Annotated in this window: 17 protein-coding genes; 12 read left to right on the top strand and 5 right to left on the bottom strand. The window is 70.1% G+C overall.

What is annotated here, in order from left to right; genetic code table 11:
* Nucleotides 1–65: 65 nt before the first annotated feature.
* On the bottom strand, nt 66–3,281 hold the full coding sequence (locus AC1G9L_RS05955) for an efflux RND transporter permease subunit (protein ID WP_481070470.1): 3,216 nt from the start codon (nt 3,279–3,281) through the stop codon (nt 66–68).
* A 1-nt stretch (nt 3,282) separates the two neighbouring features.
* Nucleotides 3,283–4,329, bottom strand: coding sequence for an efflux RND transporter periplasmic adaptor subunit (locus tag AC1G9L_RS05950; protein ID WP_481070469.1), 1,047 nt, complete (start codon nt 4,327–4,329; stop codon nt 3,283–3,285).
* Nucleotides 4,330–4,621: 292 nt separating this feature from the next.
* On the opposite strand from AC1G9L_RS05950, the gene AC1G9L_RS05945 reads away from it, so the two are divergent.
* The 7 genes from AC1G9L_RS05945 to AC1G9L_RS05915 all read left to right on the top strand — a co-directional run bounded on the left by AC1G9L_RS05945 (nt 4,622) and on the right by AC1G9L_RS05915 (nt 9,035).
* Complete coding sequence (locus AC1G9L_RS05945) at nt 4,622–4,990, top strand: rhodanese-like domain-containing protein (RefSeq protein WP_019800082.1); 369 nt, start codon at nt 4,622–4,624, stop codon at nt 4,988–4,990.
* A gap of 4 nt (nt 4,991–4,994) precedes the next feature.
* Nucleotides 4,995–5,345, top strand: a complete 351-nt coding sequence (locus AC1G9L_RS05940; protein WP_019800083.1) for a metalloregulator ArsR/SmtB family transcription factor — start codon at nt 4,995–4,997, stop codon at nt 5,343–5,345.
* A complete protein-coding gene (locus AC1G9L_RS05935; RefSeq protein WP_019800084.1) occupies nt 5,342–6,172 on the top strand; it encodes an MBL fold metallo-hydrolase in 831 nt (276 codons plus the stop codon). The genes AC1G9L_RS05940 and AC1G9L_RS05935 overlap by 4 nt, the downstream gene beginning before the upstream one ends.
* Nucleotides 6,173–6,287: 115 nt before the next feature.
* Nucleotides 6,288–7,067, top strand: coding sequence for a molybdate ABC transporter substrate-binding protein (gene modA, locus AC1G9L_RS05930; protein WP_481070468.1), 780 nt, complete (start codon nt 6,288–6,290; stop codon nt 7,065–7,067).
* A 9-nt stretch (nt 7,068–7,076) separates the two neighbouring features.
* A complete protein-coding gene (gene modB, locus AC1G9L_RS05925; protein WP_019800233.1) occupies nt 7,077–7,772 on the top strand; it encodes a molybdate ABC transporter permease subunit in 696 nt (231 codons plus the stop codon).
* A gap of 28 nt (nt 7,773–7,800) precedes the next feature.
* The gene (locus tag AC1G9L_RS05920) at nt 7,801–8,418 is read left to right on the top strand and encodes an ATP-binding cassette domain-containing protein (RefSeq protein ID WP_019800234.1); all 618 of its coding nucleotides are present in this window, start codon (nt 7,801–7,803) and stop codon (nt 8,416–8,418) included.
* A 59-nt stretch (nt 8,419–8,477) separates the two neighbouring features.
* Nucleotides 8,478–9,035: a flavin reductase gene (locus AC1G9L_RS05915; RefSeq protein WP_019800235.1), complete on the top strand. Its 558-nt coding sequence runs from the start codon at nt 8,478–8,480 to the stop codon at nt 9,033–9,035.
* A gap of 45 nt (nt 9,036–9,080) precedes the next feature.
* Here the strand turns inward: AC1G9L_RS05915 and AC1G9L_RS05910 are convergent, their stop codons facing one another.
* Genes AC1G9L_RS05910 through AC1G9L_RS05900 form a run of 3 tightly spaced genes read right to left on the bottom strand, consistent with a single transcriptional unit; the run spans nt 9,081 to nt 11,471 of the window.
* Nucleotides 9,081–9,677: a hypothetical protein gene (locus AC1G9L_RS05910; RefSeq protein ID WP_019800236.1), complete on the bottom strand. Its 597-nt coding sequence runs from the start codon at nt 9,675–9,677 to the stop codon at nt 9,081–9,083.
* The gene (locus AC1G9L_RS05905; protein WP_481070467.1) at nt 9,674–11,113 is read right to left on the bottom strand and encodes a TonB family protein; all 1,440 of its coding nucleotides are present in this window, start codon (nt 11,111–11,113) and stop codon (nt 9,674–9,676) included. Before AC1G9L_RS05905 ends, AC1G9L_RS05910 begins: the two co-directional genes overlap by 4 nt.
* Entirely contained in the window at nt 11,103–11,471 is a 369-nt protein-coding gene (locus AC1G9L_RS05900; RefSeq protein ID WP_019800238.1) for a BlaI/MecI/CopY family transcriptional regulator, read from the bottom strand. The genes AC1G9L_RS05905 and AC1G9L_RS05900 overlap by 11 nt, the downstream gene beginning before the upstream one ends.
* A gap of 200 nt (nt 11,472–11,671) precedes the next feature.
* On the opposite strand from AC1G9L_RS05900, the gene AC1G9L_RS05895 reads away from it, so the two are divergent.
* The 5 genes from AC1G9L_RS05895 (at nt 11,672) to AC1G9L_RS05875 (ending at nt 19,453) form a co-directional block, all read left to right on the top strand.
* Nucleotides 11,672–13,627: an acetyl-CoA hydrolase/transferase C-terminal domain-containing protein gene (locus tag AC1G9L_RS05895; RefSeq protein ID WP_481070466.1), complete on the top strand. Its 1,956-nt coding sequence runs from the start codon at nt 11,672–11,674 to the stop codon at nt 13,625–13,627.
* 241 nt (nt 13,628–13,868) lie between these two features.
* The gene (locus AC1G9L_RS05890; protein ID WP_019799002.1) at nt 13,869–14,987 is read left to right on the top strand and encodes a Ca2+-dependent phosphoinositide-specific phospholipase C; all 1,119 of its coding nucleotides are present in this window, start codon (nt 13,869–13,871) and stop codon (nt 14,985–14,987) included.
* Between the two features lie 131 nt (nt 14,988–15,118).
* On the top strand, nt 15,119–17,857 hold the full coding sequence (locus AC1G9L_RS05885) for a TonB-dependent receptor (RefSeq protein ID WP_481070465.1): 2,739 nt from the start codon (nt 15,119–15,121) through the stop codon (nt 17,855–17,857).
* A gap of 303 nt (nt 17,858–18,160) precedes the next feature.
* The gene (locus tag AC1G9L_RS05880; protein ID WP_019799004.1) at nt 18,161–18,595 is read left to right on the top strand and encodes a hypothetical protein; all 435 of its coding nucleotides are present in this window, start codon (nt 18,161–18,163) and stop codon (nt 18,593–18,595) included.
* A gap of 126 nt (nt 18,596–18,721) precedes the next feature.
* A complete protein-coding gene (locus AC1G9L_RS05875) occupies nt 18,722–19,453 on the top strand; it encodes a DUF3348 family protein (protein ID WP_019799005.1) in 732 nt (243 codons plus the stop codon).
* Nucleotide 19,454 lies beyond the last annotated feature (1 nt).

Genomic DNA, 19,454 nt, shown 5'->3' with positions numbered 1-19,454 from the left:
CTTCGCAGAAAGGGATTTCGACTCTACGCCGGCACCGGTAACGGCGTGTGGACGCAGCCTTGCGCTCACATCGCCGCTTCGCGCCGTGCCAGCGGGTAGTACAGCAACGGGATGACCAGCAGGGTCAGTGCCGTGCTGACCAGGATGCCGAACAGCAGCGCCACCGCCAGGCCGTTGAAGATCGGATCGTCGAGGATGAACAGCGCACCCAGCATCGCCGCCAGGCCGGTCAGCACGATCGGCGGTGCGCGCACCGCACAGGCCTCGATCACCGCCTGTTCGGCGCTGCGTCCCTGCGCCAGGGCATGACGGATGAAGTCCACCAGCAGGATCGAATTGCGCACGATGATGCCGGCCAGGGCGATCATGCCGATCATGCTGGTCGCGGTGAACTGCGCGCCGAGCAGGGCATGACCCGGCATCACCCCGATCACCGTCAGCGGAATCGGCGCCATGATCACCAGCGGCAGCAGATAGCTGCGGAACTGCGCCACCACCAGCAGATAGATCAGCAACAGGCCCACCGCGTAGGCGATGCCCATGTCGCGGAAGGTCTCGTAGGTGATCTGCCATTCGCCGTCCCATTTCACCGCGAAGTCGGCGGTGTCGGTCGGCGGTGCGATGAAATACTGCTGCAGCGTCTGCCCATCCAGCGGGTGCCGGCGCAGTTGCCCGACCAGGTCGAACATGCCGTACAGCGGGCTGTCCAGGCGCCCGGCTTCGTCGCCGGTGACGTACACCACCGGCCGCAGGTCCTTGTGCGCAATGCTGTCGTCCCAGGGCAGGCGCTGCACGGTGACCAGTTCCGACAGCGGCACCAGTTGCCCATCGCCACCGCGCACGCGCAGCGCCAGCAGGCGTGCGCTGGCGGCCTGCGCGGCGCCCGGCAGGCGCAGCCGCACCGGCTGTGCCACCTTGGACGTGCCATCGTGCAGCCAGGTGACGTCCAGACCCTGCACCGCCGTGGTCAGGGCATCGGCGATGGCCGCCTGGCTCACGCCCAGGCGCGCGGCGCGCACGCGGTCGACCACCAGCGTTTCGCGGGTGGCCGCACTCTCCACGCTGGTGTCGACATCGACCACGTTCGGCGTGCGCAGGAAGCGCCGCTCCAGCGCCAGGGCGAGCTGGCGGCTGCGCGGATAGTCCGGCCCATAGACCTCGGCCACCAACGGTGACAGCACCGGCGGCCCCGGCGGCACCTCCACCACCTTCAGCGAGGCGCCATGCCGGCGCGCGATCGCCGCCAGCGGCGGCCGCAGCGCGCGGGCGATGGCATGGCTGTGGCGCGTGCGCTGGTGTTTGTCGACCAGGTTCACCTGCAGGTCGCCGACGTTGTTGCCGCTGCGCAGGAAGTACTGCCGCACCAGGCCATTGAAGTTGACCGGCGCCGAGGTCCCGGCATAGCCCTGGTAGTCGTGCACCTCGGGCGTGCGGTCGAGCACCCCGGCCAACTCCACCAGCAACGCATCGGTGTCCTGCACGGTGCTGCCTTCGGGCAGGTCGACCACGATCTGCAGCTCGGACTTGTCGTCGAACGGCAGCATCTTCAGCACCACCCACTGCAGCCCGACCAGGCCGACCGCGGCCAGCAGCAGTGCCGCGATGCCGGCGAACAGCCAGCCGCGCCGGCGCGCGCCGCGGCCCGGATCCAGGAACGGGCGCAGCAACCGCGCGAACAGCGGCTGCAGGCGCGGCGGCGCGTCGCCACCGGCATGTGCCTGCGCGGCGTGCGCTGGCACATGCCGCTTCAACAGCTTCAACGCCAGCCACGGCGTCACCACCAGCGCGATCGCCAGCGACAGCAGCATGCCGACCGAAGCGTTGATCGGGATCGGCCGCATGTACGGCCCCATCAGGCCGCTGACGAAGGCCATCGGCATCAGCGCCGCGATCACGGTGAAGGTGGCGAGGATGGTCGGGCCGCCGACCTCGTTCACCGCCGGCGGAATCGCCTCGCGCAAGGTCTTGCCGCCGCCGCGCAGATGGCGGTGAATGTTCTCCACCACCACGATGGCATCGTCGACCAGGATGCCGATGGAGAAGATCAGCGCGAACAGCGACACGCGATTGAGGGTGAAGCCCATCGCACACGAGGCGAACAGCGTGAGCGCCAGGGTCAGCACCACCGCGCTGCCGACCACGATGGCCTCGCGCCAGCCCAGCGCGAACAGCACCAGCAGCACCACCGAGGCGGTGGCGAACACCAGCTTGTGGATCAGCTTGGCGGCCTTGGCCTCCGCGCTGGCGCCGTAGTCGCGGGTGACCTCGGCATGCACGCCCTGCGGCAGCAGTTCGCCGCGCAAGGCCTGCAGACGCGCGCTCACCGCGCGGGTGAGCGCCGAGGCGTCGCTGCCCGGCTTCTTGGCGATGGCCAGGGTCACCGCCGGCGCGCGCCCCTGCGCCGGGCCGCCGCGCGTGGGCGGCGTGCCGTACCACACGTAGGCCGTGGGCAGATCGGCGCCAGCCTGGATCTGTGCCACATCGCGCAACTGCAGCGGCCGGCCGTCGTGCACGCCGATCACCAGCTCGCGCACGGCGTCGGCATCGGCCAGGAACCGCCCGGCACTGAGCGGCACCGCACGGCCGCCGCCGATGCGGTCGCCGAGCGGGCGCGCCATGTTCGCCCCCTGCAGCGCCTGGCCGAGGTCGGCCACGGTGAGGTCGTAGGCGGCCAGCCGCGCCGGATCCAGCGTCACCGTGACCACCCGCGGCGGCGCACCGATGCTGTAGATGTCGCGCGTGCCCGGCAGGCGCTTGAGTTCGGTCTCCAGCGTACGCGCGATCGCACCCAGGTCGGCGGCGCTGCGCTGCGGATCGTCGCTCCACAGGGTCACGCTCATCACCGGCACGTCGTCGATGCCCTTGGGCTTGACCAGCGGCGCGCTGGCGCCCATCTGCGTCGGCAGCACGTCCAGATTGGAATACACCTGGTTGTACAGGCGCACCAGCGCGGTCTGCCGCGGCACCCCGACCTGGAATTCGACGGTCAACACCGCCTGCCCGGGGCGGCTCACCGAGTACACGTGCTTGATGCCCTCGATCTCGTCGAGCTTCTGTTCCAGCGGCGTGCTCAGCAGCTGTTCGACCTCGCGCGCATCGGCGCCGGGCAGCGACACGAACACGTTGGCCATGGTCACGTCGATCTGCGGCTCTTCCTCGCGCGGTGTGATCGCCACCGCCGCCAGGCCGAGCAACAGGCCGAGCAGGGCAAGTACCGGCGTCAGCGGATTGGCCTGGAAGAATGCCGCCAGGCGGCCGGACATCCCGAAACCGGTGGCCATCTCAACGCTCCGCCAGCGCGCGCCGCTGCGCGGCCAGCGCCTGTCCGGCAGCGACCGGATCGCGCGCCACCCGCTCGCCCGCGCGCAACCCGGCCAGCACTTCCACCCGCTGCGCATCGCGCTGCCCGATCCGCAGCTGCCGCAGGCTGAGCCGGCCGTCGGCCAGCACATAGGCCGCGCTGAGTTCGCCCCGCTGCAGCAGCGCCGACAGTGGAATGCGCAACGGCGCCGCCTCCGCGGCATCGCCGGCAGCCAGCGGAAAACCGACCTTGGCCGTGGTGCCGGGCGCCGGAGCCGGCTGCAGCGCCGGCAACGGTACCCGCACCGTCACGCTGTGGCTGCGCGGATCGGCGGTGGGGAACACCGTCACCTGCGGAATCTGCAGGCTGCGCCCATCGTCCAGCCGCACCTGCGCGCGCGGCACGGCACGGATGGCGTCGGCATCGGACTGCGGCACCTGCACCTCGATGCGCTGCGCGCCGGGCACGTACAGCGACAGCAAGGCCTGCCCGGCCGCCACCGCCTCGCCCGGCTGCACCTGGCGCGCGCTGATGACGCCCGCGAACGGCGCGCGCACCACGGTGTAGTCGGCCGGCTGCTGCGCCTGCGCCAGTTGCGCGACGGCTGCAGCGCGTGCGGCGTTCGCCGCATCGCGGGTGGCGCGGGCCTGGTCCAGTTGCGCGCGCGACACGTATTGCGCCCCGGCCAGCGACGCATAACGGCGATAGCTGGCCTCGGCCTCGTCGGCGCTGGCCGTCGCGGCACGCACTTGCGCCCGCGCACCGGCCACGCCGGCGCGCTGTTCCACTGCGCTGAGTTGCAGCAGCACCTGGCCGGCGGCGACCCGGTCGCCCACGTCCACCGCGACGCTGCGCACGCGCCCGCCGGTCTGCGCGCTCAGATCGGCGTACGCCACCGCGGTCACGACGCCGTCCCAGGAGCGCGACGCCATCGCCGCGGGCTCCACAGGCGCGGTCGCCAGCGCCGGCAACGGCGGCGGCGGCGCGACCGTGGCGGCGTCATGGCCACAGCCGGCGAGCGCCAGCATCGCCAGCGCCGCGAGCGCGCCCGCCAGGGGCGCACGACCGCTGCCGCGGGCCGGCGCAGCGGCAGGCGCAAGCCTCCCGCGCCGCCGTCCGGCGCGCCAGACACCCCGGACCGGCCAACGAAGCACACGCATGCTCGAACTCCAGAAGAAAGGGCGCATCCGCGCCGTCGGTGGGCACCCCGCCGCGGCCAGCCATGCGCGGCCGCCCGAGGCTGGCCGCGAGATAAATTAGAATTTTCTTATATTAGAGTCAACTGATATGATGGACGTACTTTCCCGCCGAGCACCCCCAATGCCCGCCTCCTCCGCCCAAGCCCTGGTCGACCGCGCACGCGCGCAGATCCACGAAACCCCTGTCCACACCGATGCCGCCGCCACGCCACTGCCCGGCGAATGGATCATCGACGTGCGCGAACCCGGCGAGTTCGCCATGGGCCACCTGCCCAACGCGATCAACATCCCGCGCGGCATCCTCGAATTCCGCCTCGATGCCGATCCGGCGCTGGCCCGACGCGACCAGCCGATCCTGCTGTACTGCGCCAGCGGTGGCCGCTCCACGCTGGCGGCGCTGAGCCTGCAGCACCTGGGCTACACCGCGGTGCGCTCGCTGACCGGCGGCTTCCTGGGCTGGACCGCCGCCGGTGGCCCGGTCGATTTCTGAGCCCATGCCGCGCCGCGCCGCAACCGCCCTGGACCCTACCGCGATGCGCGCGCACGCCAGCGAGGCGGCGCGCCTGCTGAAGGCGCTCGGCAACGAGAAGCGGCTGCTGCTGCTGTGCCTGCTGGTGGACCACGAGCAATCGGTCGGCGAGCTCAACGCGCGCGTGGAGCTGAGCCAGTCGGCGCTGTCGCAACACCTGGCGCTGCTGCGCGAGGATGGACTGGTGCAGACCCGCCGCGAGGGCCAGACCATCTATTATTCGCTGGTGCCCGGCCCGGTGCAGCGCATCCTCGAGGTGTTGCACGGCATCTACTGCAGCGCCGCGCCACCTGCCGCCACCAGGAGCGATCGATGAGCCAGCATCCGCACGTCCACGCCTTCCACCATGCCGGTTCCGGCACCTGGAGCTACGTGGTCGAGGATGGCCACGACGCCGCGGTGATCGACCCGGTGGTGGGCTACGACCCGCAGACCGGCGCACTGGACGACGCGCCGGCGCAGGCGCTGGCCGCGTGTCTGGACGCGCGCGGACTGCACCTGCGCTGGATCCTCGAGACCCACGCGCACGCCGATCATGTCTCCGCCGCGCAATGGTTCAAGCAGCGATGGCCACAGGCGACGCTGGCGATCGGCGACGGCATCCGCGAGGTGCGTGCCCGTTTCGCGCCGCAGTTCGGCCTGGACGCCGATGCACAGGCGCGCTGCGGCTTCGATCACCTGTTCGCCGATGGCGAGCGCTTCGCGATCGGCAGTGTGCAGGCGCAGGTGATCGCCGTGCCAGGCCACACCGGCGACAGCGTCGCCTACCTGATCGGCGATGCGCTGTTCCCGGGCGATTCGCTGTTCATGCCCGACAGCGGCACCGCGCGCTGCGATTTCCCCGGCGGCGACGCGGCCACGCTGTACCGTTCGATCCAGCGGCTGTACGCGCTGCCGGAGGCGACGCGCGTGTTCGTGTGCCACGACTATGGCGCAGGCGGCCGCGCGGTGGCCTGCCAGACCAGCATCGGCGAACAGCGCCGCAGCAACATCCACGTGCGCGACGGCATCGACGAAGCGGCCTTCGTGGCCTTGCGCCAGGCGCGCGATGCGACGCTGGCCGAGCCGCGGCTGATGCAGCCGTCGGTGCGCGCCAACATCCAGGCCGGCCGCACCGACGACCTGGCGCCGCCGCCGGCGTGAGCAGGCAGCGCGCCGCCGGCGCGCTAGGATGCGGAGTTGCGACAGCGCTGCGCGACCGTACTCCCGCGCCGCCGCGCACTGCCGCCTCGCCTACCTGCCCCCGCTGGAGTGACCCATGACCCGACTGCTGCGCCGCCTGCTGTGCCTGTGCACCTTGATCGTCGCCACCGCGATCGCGCCGGTCTCGGCGCAGACGCCGCTGACCGTGTTCGCCGCCGCCAGCCTCAAGGAATCGCTGGACGAGGCCGCCAGCGCCTACCAGCGCGCCAGCGGCACCCCCGTGCAGGTGTCCTACGCCGCCAGCTCCACGCTGGCCCGGCAGGTGGAACAGGGCGCGCCGGCGGACGTGTTCGTCTCCGCCGACCAGGAATGGATGGACTACCTGCAGCAGCGCAAGTTGATCGATCCGGCACTGCGCCGCGACCTGCTCGGCAACACGCTGGTACTGGTGGCGCCGGCCGCCAGCAAGGCGCAGGTCGACCTGCGCACACCGGGCGCGCTGCTCGCCGCGCTCGGCGCGCAGGGGCGCCTGGCGGTCGGCCAGACCACCAGCGTGCCGGCCGGCAAGTACGCGCGCGCCGCGCTGCAGGCGCTGGGTCAGTGGGACGCCGTGCAGCCGCGCCTGGCCGAAAGCGAGAGCGTGCGCAGCGCGCTGATGCTGGTGGCGCGCGGCGAGACACCGCTGGGCATCGTCTACGGATCCGATGCGCAGGCCGAACCGAAGGTGCGGGTGGTGGCGACCTTCCCGGCCGACAGCCACGCGCCGATCGTGTATCCGGTGGCCCCGCTGCGGGCGAGCGCGCAGGCGAAGAGCGCTGCCGAGTTCGTGCGCTGGCTGGGCACCCCACCGGCGCAGGCGATCTTCCGTCGCCATGGCTTCTCGCTCGCCCGCTGAGGCCTGGCGTTGTTCGACTTCACCGCGCAGGAACTGACCGCGATCGCGCTGAGCGTCAAGGTCGCGCTGGTCGCGGCGCTGGCCAGCCTACCGTTCGCGGTGGCCTGCGGCTGGCTGCTGGCGCGGCGCCGCTTCTTCGGCAAATCCTTGCTGGACGCGCTGCTGCACCTGCCGCTGGTGATGCCGCCGATCGTCACCGGCTACGCGCTGCTGCAGCTGTTCGGCCTGCAGGGCCCGATCGGCGGCTGGCTGTTCGAACATCTCGGCGTGCAGTTCGCGTTCCGCTGGACCGGCGCGGCGCTGGCCAGCGCGGTGATGGGCTTTCCGCTGATGGTGCGGGCGATCCGCCTGGCAGTGGAGTCCACCGACCTTCGCCTGGAAGCGGCGGCCGCCACGCTGGGCGCCGGCCCATGGCGGGTGTTCTTCACCATCACCCTGCCCCTGGCATGGCCCGGCGTGGTGGCCGGCGGCGTGCTCGGCTTCGCCAAGGCGCTGGGCGAGTTCGGCGCCACCATCACCTTCGTCTCCAATATCCCCGGACAGACCCAGACCCTGGCCTCGGCGATCTACAGCCTGCTGCAGGTGCCCGGCGCCGAGGCCGGCATCTGGCGGCTGGCGGCGGTGGCGCTGGCGATCTCGCTGGGCGCCTTGCTGGCCTCCGAATGGCTGGTCCGGCGCCAGCGCGGCGCGGAGGCGGATGCGTGAGCCGCGCATGCACCCGGAGCCTGCACCGATGCTGAGCATCGACCTGCAGTTGCAGCGCGGCCGTTTCGCCCGCCACGTGCGCATCGAGGAACAGGCGCGCGTGGTCGCCCTGGTCGGTCCGTCCGGTGCGGGCAAGACCAGCCTGCTCAACGCCATCGCCGGGGTGCTGCCGCCGCGCAGCGGGCGCATCGCCATCGATGGCCGGGTGCTGTACGACAGCGCGGCCCGCATCGACCTGCCGGCGCATCGCCGCGGCATCGGCTACGTATTCCAGGACGCGCGCCTGTTCCCGCACATGGACGTGCGCCGCAACCTCGGCTACGGCCGCCACGGCCGCGGCCAGCCGGCGCGCTTCGCACTGGACGCGGTGGTCGAACTGCTCGGCATCGGCGCGCTGCTGGAACGGCGCCCGGACACGCTGTCCGGCGGCGAAGCGCAGCGCGTGGCGATCGGCCGTGCGCTGCTGTCGCAACCGGCGCTGCTGCTGTTCGACGAACCGTTGTCGGCGCTGGACGCGGACCGCCGCAGCGAATTGATCCCCTACCTGCAGCGCGTGCGCGACGAAGTGCGCCTGCCGATGCTCTACGTCAGCCACCAGGCCGAGGAAGTGGCGCGCATCGCCGATGCGGTGCATCGGCTGGACTGACGCCGACATCGCGTTCACCGTGGCTGGGGAGACTGAAGGTCCCGCACGACAAACTTTGCATGCGCCGCTACCGCAAGCTCGACTTCCCCACGCAGGACGTGCGCCGCTTCCTCGAGCCAGGCCCGGTGGTGCTGGTCAGTTCGGCGTGGAAGCAGCAGCGCGACGTGATGACGCTCGGCTGGCACATGGTGCTGGAGTTCTCGCCCTCGCTGCTGGCCTGCTGCATTTCCAGCGCCAACCACAGCTTCGCGCTGCTCCGGCGCAGCAGGCAATGCGTGATCAACCTGCCCACCGCCGACCTGGTCGACACCGTGGTCGGCATCGGCAATACCAGCGGTGCGGACCTGGACAAGTTCGCGCACTTCGGCCTCAGCGCGGTGCCCGCCACGCACGTGGCAGCGCCGCTGATCGCCGAGTGCTACGCCAGCTTCGAGTGCCGCCTGCACGACGGCAGCCAGATCGACAAACACGGCCTGTTCGTATGGGAGGTGGTCAAGGCGCACGTCGCCGCCTCGCCCAAGCGGCCGCGCACCCTGCACTACCGGGGCGACGGCCGCTTCATGCTGTCCGGCCCCGAGATCTCGCGGCGGCGCCTGTTCAAGCCGGAGATGCTGTAGGCCGAGGCGGAAGGCGACGGATGCCGGATGCGCCGGTCGCCGCGCTCAGCGCGCGCCGCCGACGCGTCCCGACTGCACGCTGGCCTTGCCCTGCCGGACCTCGAAGGTGAACGCGTAGGCCAGCGTCACCGGCACCTCCTGCACCGACTGCGCATCGTCGCAGCGACCGTCCTGCGCCGGCCGCTGCGCCGGATCGGCATAGGTGCAGATCGCCGCCGGCACGAAGCGCCACTGCGCGACCGCGTCCTGCACCGCCTGCAACAGATCGGCCATCTCCTGCTGCGCGCCCGCGCTGCAGTCCGGGCGATCGTTCAACAGGGCGCTGCGCTCCACCGTGCCTTGTGCGGACAGGATCACCCGCACGCAGACCGTGGTCGGGGCCAGCGTGCGGCGCGGCGACGCGGCCGGCAACTGCGGCGTCGGCGCCTGCAGCGGCTGCGGCATGCGGAACACTTCCTGCGGCTGCATCCGATACGACTGCACCGCCGCCGCACCGGGCGCCGCGCCGAATCCTGTTTCCAGCATGCGCTGATCCACCGAGTCGATGCGCTGGGTCGGTTGCGGCGCGTCTTTCGGCACGTGGCTGGCGCAGCCGGAAAGGACCAGCGCCAGCAGCATGCCGGCCCGCCCGTGCGCACTCATCGCACGGTCCGCGCCATGCCGCACAGCGGCGCGGCGCCGCCGATGCCCGCGAACGTCTTGTCGCACAGGCTCGCCACCGCATCGCCGGCGCCTTCGCCCAGGCGGTACCAACGGTAGTCCGCAGCCTCGGCCACGCCCGCCGGTGCCGTCACGGGATCCATTTCCACGTCGAACGCCACCGGTATCTTCATGCGGCTGGGCACCGGCCGGCCGTGTTCGGTCGCCGGAGAGAAGCGCCACTTCCAGGCAGCGGACACCGCCGCCGCATCCAATACCGCACTACCGCTGCCATGGTCGAGCACGCGCACATCGCTCGGCCTCCCGCGTGCGTCAAGTTCGACCAGCAGCATCACCTTCCCTGAGATGCCAGCACGCACTGCCTCCTCTGGATACTTCGGCGGGGTCAGGTCGATCATCTTGGCTGGCCGCGTCGCCCGCGCGTTGGCGGATCCGCGCTGCGGCGCGGGCGCCGGCGCAATCTCCATCTCGCTCGCCACCAAGTCGCGCGCCATCCCGCCGACCGGCGCAGCGGTTGGCAGCGCCAAGACCACCGCACTCCCGCTCAACGCGGCCAGCGTCACCGCCGCCAGGCCCAGACGACGCCGCCAACCGCGCACCGCCGGGCGCCGCAGCAAGGCAATGCGCTGGCACAGGACGCTGCCTGCCTGCCAATGGCACCCCACCGGCAAGGCCAGCGCGTCCAACTGGGTCTGCAGCATCGCCTCGGCGTAGTGCCGGCGCGTGCCGGGATGGCGGACCAGCACCGCGGCATCGCAGGCCAGTTCCTGATCCAGGCGGAAGCGCGTGGCGGCCCAGTGCAGCAGCGGATTGAACCAGTACACGCAGCGCAGCACGGCGAGCAACAGATTGCTGCGGGTGTCGCCGCGGGCGATGTGCATGCGTTCGTGCGCCAGCACCAGTTGCGCCTGCGGCGGCGGATAGCGCGCGGCGAAGTCCATCGGCACCACCACCTGCGGCCGCCATGCACCCAGCACCAGCGGCCCATGCAGCGCATGCTCGGCGACCAGCACGCCGTCCTTGCCCGGGCGCAAGCGGCCCAGGCTGCGTCGGTAGCGGCGCTGCTGCCGCCACAGCACAGCCGCTGAGGCCAGCGCACCAGCCAGCCACAACGACAGCAACCAGACCGCGGCATGCCCGCTCGCCGACACGCCGTCGCCTACCGACATCTGCGCCCGTGGCACGCCGACCAGCACCGCCGGCATGTCCAGCGCCAAGCCCGCCGGCAACGCTGGACGCCAGCCGCTGGGCAACAGTGCCGCCAGCAGCGCCAACGGCACCGCGATCCATAGCGCGTAGGCGATGCTGGCGCCGAACGCGCGCCGCATCGGCACGCGCAACGCCAGCACCGCCGCGATGGCCACGCTGACGACCAGCGCGGTACTCCCGAGGTCCCTCACGATCCCGTCAATGCTCATCGTCCAGCTCCTGGATCAGTCGTTTGAGTTCGGCGATATCGGCATCGCTGAGCTTGCCGCGCTCGCTGAAGTGCGCCACCAGCGGCGCGATACGGCCGCCGAACAGGCGGTCGAGCAGGCCTTCGCTCTGTTGCTGCACCCACTGCGCGCGCTGCAGCAGGGGCGTGTACAGATAGCGGCGGCCTTGTTTGTCGGCGCGGATCGCGCCCTTGTTGAGCAAGCGGTTGAGCAGGGTCTTGACCGTGGGTTCGGCCCAGCCGCTGTGGCCGGACAAGGCGGCGAACACCTCCTCGGCGCTGAGCGGGTGCCGCTCCCACAGCACCTCCATGACCACGGCTTCCGCGTCGCTGATCGACATTGCGTTTACGTCCGTAAATTTTCATTGATTACGCGCGTAAACAAAATGCATGTCAAGCGTTTTTTGCGCAGCGGTCGATGCCCTGGCGATCGGCATGCCCTGATGGCCGGAGGTCGTCGCCGGCCGTCGCGTGTGCCGCGGCACCGCGCACATCGCGCGCGCACCACGATCGACGCAATCGCCGGCACACCCTCTAAGCTATGCCGATGACCGATCACCTCGACGACCTCGACGCCGCTGCCGACCTGATCCTGCAGCGCATCGCCGGCCCGCTGCGCGTGGGCGCACCGCTGGGCCTGGGCAAACCGCATCGCCTGCTCAACGCGCTGTACGAGCGCATCGAACACGATCCGACGCGGCCGCTGCAGATCTACACCGCGCTGTCGCTCAATCCGCCGGCGCCCGGTGGCGGAATGCAGGGACGTTTCGCGCGCCCGTTCGTGCAGCGCCATTTCGGCGAGGACTTCCCGCGCCTGCGCTATGTGCAGGCGATGCAGCGCGATGCGCTGCCGGCGCACATCCAGGTCGAAGAGTTCTACATGCAGTCCGGCGCGCTGCTGCGCTCGACCCAGGCGCAGCGCAGCTACACCAGCCTCAACTACACCCATGCCGCCGACGCGGTGGCGCAGCGCGCGCCGAACCTGATCGTGCAGAAGGTGGCGCGCGAACCCGACGGCACCCGGCTGTCGTTCTCGTGCAACAACGACATCACCCAGGACACCCTGGCCGCGGTGCAGCGGCGCGGTCTGCCGCGGCCGCTGCTGGTGGCCGAAGTCGATCCGCAGTTGCCGTGGATCGGCGGCTGCGCGGCGGTGGAGCCGAGCTTCTTCGACGTGGTGGTGACGCCGCCAGGGCCGTATCCGCGCCTGTTCGGGCTGCCGCGGCAGCCGGTCGCCGACGCCGATTACGCCATCGGCCTGTACGCCAGCACCCTGGTGCGCGACGGCGGCACCCTGCAGATCGGCATCGGCACCCTGGCCGATGCGCTATGCCACGCGCTGGTGCTGCGGCATACCGACAACGCGCGCTACCGGCAGGTGCTGGCGGCGCTGGATCCGGAACTGGAGCGGCATCCGGCGGTGCGCGAATGCGGCGGCCTGGAGCCGTTCGCGGTCGGCCTGTTCGGCTGCAGCGAGATGCTCAACGAAGGCTTCCGGCAACTGGTCCAGTGCGGGGTGATCCGGCGCAAGGTGCTCGACGACGCGCCGCTGCTGCAGCGCGTGGCCGACGGCACTGCCGATGCGCAGGACCTGCAGCGCCTGGAGCGCGAGGGCGAATACCTGCAAGGCGCGTTCTACCTGGGTTCGCCGGAGTTCTACGCCTGGCTGCGCGACATGGACCCGCAGGCGCGCGCGGCGATCGGCATGCGCCGCATCAGCGAGATCAACCAGCTCTATGGCGGCGAGACGCTGCGCCGGCTGCAGCGGCGCGAGGCGCGCTTCTTCAACTCCTGCATGATGGCCACCGCGCTCGGCGCGGCGGTGTCCGATGCGCTGGACGACGGCCGCGTGGTGTCCGGCGTCGGCGGCCAGTACAACTTCGTGTCCATGGCGCACGCGCTGGACGACGCACGCAGCGTGCTGATGTTCCGTGCCGTGCGCAGCGACGGCAGCGCGGCGCAGTCCAACGTGCGCTGGAACTACGGCCACACCACCATTCCGCGGCACCTGCGCGACCTCTACGTCAACGAGTACGGCATCGCCGACCTGCGCGGCCTCACAGACGAGGATTGCATCGCGGCGATGGCCGGCATTACCGATGTGCAGGCGCAGCCAGGGTTGCTGGAAACGGCGAAGGCCAACGGCAAGCTGGCCACCGGCTTCGCCGCGCCGGCGCACTGGCAGCGCAACCACGGCGCGCGGGTGCGCGACGCACTGGCGCCGTTCCGCCGCGACGGCACCCTGCCCGACTATCCGTTGGGCAGCGATTTCACCGAGGTCGAGCAGCGCCTGCTACGCGCCCTGGCCTGGCTGCAGCGACACACCGCCAGCACCGGCGCCAAGCTGAAGACCGTGGCCAGCGCGGTGCTGGCGCGTCCTGCCGCGGATGCCGCCTGCATGCAGCGCATGGGCCTGGACGCACCACGCAGCGTCGGCGAGCGCCTGGAGGCGGCGTTGCTGGCGTTCGCCCTGCAGCGCACGCGCACGCCGCAGTGACACGCGCACGGGCCTGACGCGACAGCGCGCAGAGGCGCGCCGATCGCGGACGCGACGCGACGCGACGCGAGACAGTGACCGCGGTCGCGCGCGAAAGCGACGTGTCGCACGGTCGCCGCACATGAAGGGCGCTGACACGATTCGGCAACACGCTGGCAGGAAACACGTCAACTCCGCTGGCGATGCTCTCGGGATATCGTTACCAAACGTGGCCACGATGCCTTCCCACCGTTCTGCCCCGATGTCGTCGTCGCTCTCCCATCGCACCACGCTGCGCGTGCTGCTGGCGATGCTGGCGCTGCTGCCGTCGGCGCTGTTCGCCGACCCCAGACTCAACGACCTGCAGTACATCGGCAGCCACAACAGCTACCACGCCGGCTTCGCACCCAGCGAAGCGGCACTATGGAAACGCCTGGACCCGGCGACGTTCGCGGTGCTGGATTACCGGCACCCGCCGCTGACGCAGCAACTGGACGACGGCGTGCGTCAGATCGAACTGGACATCTACGCCGACGCCAAGGGCGGGCGCTACGCGCACCCGGCGATGATCGAGCAACTCGCCAAGGCCGGGCTGCCGCCGGCCCCGCCGATCGCCGCGCCGGGGGTGATGCAGCGACCGGGCTTCAAGGTCATGCACATCCAGGACCTCGATCAACGCAGCACCTGCCAACCGCTGCTGGCCTGCCTGCGCGAGGTGCGCGCGTGGTCGCAGCGGCATCCCGGGCATCTACCGATCTTCATCCTGCTGGAAACCAAGCAGTCGACCGTGCCTGCGGCGTTTCCCACGGTGCAACCGGAACCGTTCGACGGCAAGGCGCTGGATGCACTGGATGCGGAACTGCGCTCGGTGTTCGCCGCCAACGACTACATCGGCCCCGACCAGGTGCGTGGCACTGCGCCGACGCTCAATGCCGCCGTGCTCGCGCATGGCTGGCCTGCGCTCTCCGCGGCGCGCGGCAAGGTGGTGTTCCTGCTCGACCAGCGTTCGGTCGGCCCGGCTTACCTGGCCGGCCATCCTTCCTTGCGCGGCCGCGTGTGCTTCACCAACGCCGACCCCGGCACCGACGATGCCGCCTTCGTCGAGCGCAACGACGGCAGCGCCGAGGACATCGCGCAATTGGTGAAGGCAGGCTACCTGGTGCGCACACGCACCGATGCCGACCTGAAGGAAGCCAAGCGCAACGACACCGTGCGACGCGACGCCATGCTCGCCAGCGGCGCGCAACTGCTCAGCACCGACTTCCCCGATCACGAACCGGCCACCTCCGGCTACGTGGTGCGCTTTCCCGGCGACGCCGTCGCCCGCTGCAATCCGCAACGTCCGCACGCCGACTGCCAAGGCGTCGACCTGCGCCACTGATCGCCCACGGCCGCGCCGGGTCGCGGCCACCCCCCAGACGCCGCAATGGAAGGCCTTGGCGATCCGCGCGCCGGCATCGACGCGCCTGGACCTCGGATCGCAACCGCTGTTTCCCCCAACGAGCCACCCCCATGCTCCCGTTCCATCGCCCCCGCCCCTTGTGCTGTGCCATCGCCCTCGCGCTTGCGCTCTCGCCGGCCGCGCACGCCAGCGACGCCAACGATCCCGCTGATGCCAGCGCGCGCACCACCACCCTGGACTCGGTCAACGTGCAGGCCGCTCAAGCCACCGTGCCGGGTTCACTGGACGAACAGCGCCTGTCCAACGGCGTCAACAGCGTGATGAGCAAGCAGCAGATCGACGCGATTCCCTCCGCCGGCATCGCCGACGTGGTCGCGCACCTGCCCGGGCTGTCGGCCTACAGCGACATGCACCTGGGCCAGGCCACCACCGGCGAGAACGCCTACGTCAGCATCCGCGGCCTGGACGCCAGCTACAACAGCTACCGCCTCAACGGCTTCGGCATGCCCGAGACCGATTCGTCCACGCGCGCGATCTCGCTGAACATGCTGGCGCCGTTCGGCATCCAGTCGGTCAAGGTCTCCAAGTCGCCGACCCCCGACCTGCCGGGCGACGCGATCGGCGGCGCGATCGACATGCGCACGCCCAGCGCGTTCGACTTCGATGGCGACTTCTACGGCAAGACCACCGCGCAAGGCCAGTTCAACGCGCTCGCTTCCGACCTCGGCGGCAAGCACACCGGCGGCACGGTGCAACAGGAACTGGCCTGGAAGTTCGGCGACGACCACGCGTTCGGCGTCTATGCCTCGGCCTACTACGGCAAGAACAACAACATGGCGCAGGCGCCGGCGCCCAACAGCGCGTATTTCCCGGCGGACCCGGCGCAGGCCAAGGCGGTGGACCTGCGCGATGTGGGCCCGCTGCTCAGCGCCCGCTACAAGTACAGCGTCTACACCAGCCAGATCGAGCGCTACGGCGGCAACCTCGCCTTCGACTGGCAGGGCGACCACACCTCCCTCTTCGCCCGCGCCATCTACGGCAGCTACAACGTCACCGGCCAGCAGGACCAGTCCAGCGCACGCCTGGAAACCGTCAACAACCAGCCGACCGCAGTGCGTGGCGGCTACTTCAACACCCACGACATCAAGGAAACCCTGGCCACGCTGCAGTTGGGCGGGCAGACCACGCTGGATCGCCTGCGCTTCGACTACGGCAGCTCCTTCGGCCGCGGCACCCGTAGCCGCCCGGACTACGTCGCGGCGAGCCTGTACGGCTTCACCCCGGGCAGCTTCGCGTTCGACCTGAGCGATCCCACCTATCCCAGCATCGGGCCCAGTTCGCCGGCCCTGAAGAACTTCTTCTACAGCCTGGATTCGGCGCTGTTCTGGAAGACCCAGGGCCACGATGCCGGCAGCCACGACAACCGCGCCAGCGCGCATGCCGACATCAGCTACCGCGTGGACGGCGACCTGCTGGACGAGGTCAAGACCGGCCTGTCGCTCGACCACGCCGATCGCGGTTCCTACGATCACCCGTTCTTCCACAAGGACGGCAACTTCGTCTACAACGGCCCGTATTTCGGCGGCAGCAACTACGTGTTCCCCAACGCCGGTGGCCCGCCGCTGAGCGCGCTCCCCGGTCGCCTCACCTATGCCGCCTTCGATGGCCACTACGCCGGCCCGTTCAAGATCCTGGACCGCGACTGGGTGCGCGCACAGGCGGTGCCGTACAAGTACGTCAACGATCCCAATGGCGCCGGCGTCTATACCGCCAACGACTACAACGCCAACACCACCTCCAGCACCGAGGCGATCTACGCCGGCTACGCGATGGCCACGCTGCATGTCGGCGCGGTGACCATCCTGCCCGGCGTACGCTACGAACTGACCCGTTATTCCGCCGACGCGTGGCAATCGAACGGCGATGGCATCAATGGCCGCTTCGTCGGCAGCGGCCGCAGCTACGGCGAGGTGTTGCCGGGCATCAGCCTCAACTATCGGCCGGACGAGCTGACCGTCTACCGCGCCTCGCTGCGGCGCAGCTTCAGCCGCCCGGTGTTCGGGCTGATTTCGGGCGAAACCGTGTACACGGTCGACCCCACCCAGAAGGTCATCGGCATCTCCAAACCCAATCCCGACCTGCAGCCGAGCAAGGCCGACAACGCCGACCTGTCCGCGGAGTTCTACGACCACAACGGCGGCGTGCTCAGCGCCTCGACCTACTACAAGCGCATCACCGGCTTCATCTACACCTCGCAGTCGGCGACCAGCAACGACAACACGCTGGGCGGTCTGGTCCCGACCGGCACCACCTTCGAGGACGGCGTACCGGTGACCATGCCGCAGAACGGCGGCACCGCCAAGCTGTACGGCGTGGAGCTGGCCGGCAGCAAGCGCCTGCAGGACCTGCCCGGGTTCTGGGGCAACCTCGGCATCGCCGCCAACCTGACCCTGCAGCACAGTTCCGCCGACAGCAAGCGCACCGACCAGCCCGAAAAGACCTGGCTGCCGCGTGCGCCCGAGCGCATCTACAACCTGGACCTGTTCTACGACGACAGTCGCCTGCGCGCCGACCTGAGCTACAACTACACCGGCCTGCAACTGCTCGGCCTGACCAGCGACCGGCTCAACTACTACCTGCAGCCGGTCAAGTCGCTGGACTTCACCGCCACCTACCACCTGCCGCACGGCATCGACGTCGGCATCGCCGCCAAGAACCTGCTCAATTCGGCCACGTTCTACGAGACCCAGGGCAAGTCCACCCGCTACATGGCCTACGACCCCGGTGCCGACGGCGCCTACGTGGAAACCGGGCGCGTGTACATGCTGACGCTGAGCTACACCTACTGACGCCCCCTGTGCCTCCGGCGCGCCGCGTCGGAGGCCTTGCGTGCAAACAGCACGCAAGGCATTGGGCAGGATGCATCAGCGCCGCGACCCGCCCTCAGAGGCCACTCCTGGCGCCGAAGCATCGAGGGGCGAGGCAATCCTCCGCAAGCTGCATCGCGCTTCCTCGGTCTGAAGGCCGGGGCATCTAGGGACATTTCCCGATCACGCACATGCCAGCGCGCAGCGACATTGGCTGCGCGCCGACCATGTCTGCATGGCGCGCAAGCCGACCATCCATCCCATTGCGACCAAGGATTCCCGTTTATGAACATGCGCCCATCGCTCTGCGTTCTCCTGCTCGTGCTGTCGACACTGCTGCCCTTTGCTGCGCTGGCCGCTCCGCCTGCCACCGTCGCCAGTTGCGCAGGCATCGCCGCCGCCTATCCGACAGACCTCGGCCCGCGTTGCAACAGCAACTACGCGAAGATCAACCACCAGCCGCAAGACGCGGCGCAGCGCCTGCAGACCTACTATGCACGCGTGGAAGTGCTGAAGATCTTCAGGAAAGCCCTGCTGTGCAATGGGCTGTATGGCGCCGGGGCATCGGCGCAGCAGAGTTTCGGCAGTGGCGAAAACGGCCACTTGCAGGCGCTGGCCAATCTTTACCAGAGCATGCAGAACGACCCGAATCGCCCCGCGGCGCTGTACACCTCGGCCGATCTGAAAGAGATCAAGATGAACAAGTCTCAGTGCAAATGAGGCAGCGCATCCGCGCGAAACGCCAGGCTTATTGAGTCCGCTTGCGCTTGCTCCTGGCCCGGCATCGGCCGTCTCCGGACAGCCGATGTCATTCGCGTGTAAAATTGCGGGTTTTTGACCACTCACATGGCGAAAGCCCTTCCACGGGCGCCCGTCCCGGGCCCGGCCTTCATTCGCCTGCTGGCGCGCCTGAGCGATGCGCCGATGCCCGCGTCCAGCCCCGCGCTGGCCGACCGGCTCGGCCAATGGATCGACTGGAACCGCGCGGTGGCGGTGTCGCGGGCGCTGGACGGCAAACTGTCCGAGCCTGCCGAGGACGCGCCCGAGGCGCCGGAACCATCGGCGCTGGAGGCCGAATGCGGCCGCGTGCGCGCCGCGCTGGAAGAGAGCATCGCCCTGGACATCGCCAAGGAAACCGGCAAGCCCGTGGGCAAGCGCCAGCACGACCCCGACGCACCGATCGACTACGCGCCGTTCCGCCAGCGCTACCTGGCGCTGCAGCGGACGATGCTCACCGCGACCGGGCGACTGCGCGGCCTGCTGCGCGATGCCCTGGTTCCGCTCTCGCCGGAGATGGCGCGGCTGGCCGAGGTCGATGCGGTGATGGAACTGACCCTCAGCCCGCGCGAGCAGACACTGCTGGCGACGGTGCCCAACCTGCTGGAAGCGCATTTCCAGCGCCTGCGCGCCGCCGCGGCGCACGCCCCCAATCCATCCCTCACCGACGTTCCGCCGGCGCCTGCCGACACGGCCTGGCTGGACCTGTTCCGCCAGGACCTGCACAGCGTGTTGCGCGCCGAACTGGACGTCCGCTTCCATCCCATCGAAGCGCTGCTCGCCGCGCTTCGCAGCCGTTGAT

The organism is Xanthomonas sp. NCPPB 1132, from assembly GCF_056629235.1.
The sequence above is the reverse complement of the archived record's forward strand: the minus strand, read 5'-3'. Positions and strand labels throughout refer to the sequence as shown.